Raw genomic sequence first — 310 nt, 5'->3', positions numbered from 1 at the left:
CGCAGGCTCGAGGATATGGGCGAAGGGCAGGCCAACCAGTTCGCCATGGCCAAGGCGATCGCAACCCGGCCGACCCCGCGCGCTACATCGATCTGGCTGCGCTGAAGGCGGTGCAGGCCAAGCCCGAGTTCGCCGCGCAGACGGTGGCGATCGCGCCGATCCGCACCCAGGGCGCGGTGAATCTCGAAGGCGACGCGCTGCTGAGCCGCGACATCCGCTTCTTCTACCAGCCGAACTCGGCCGAGCTCGATGCTGGCTCGAAGGAGAACCAGGAGTACCTGGAGATCATCCGCGGCTTCCTGCAGGTCAG

1 protein-coding gene is annotated in these 310 nt (G+C 67.1%); it reads left to right on the top strand.

Annotated elements, in window-relative coordinates:
* Positions 1-110: 110 nt before the first annotated feature.
* The coding region (locus FLQ44_RS24220; RefSeq protein ID WP_206209130.1) for a hypothetical protein at positions 111-310 on the top strand (200 nt) is incomplete at its 3' end.

Origin of the sequence: Vogesella mureinivorans (genome assembly GCF_007644035.1) — a bacterium.
GTDB lineage: Bacteria > Pseudomonadota > Gammaproteobacteria > Burkholderiales > Chromobacteriaceae > Vogesella > Vogesella mureinivorans.
This window is presented reverse-complemented; position numbering and strand designations above follow the sequence as displayed.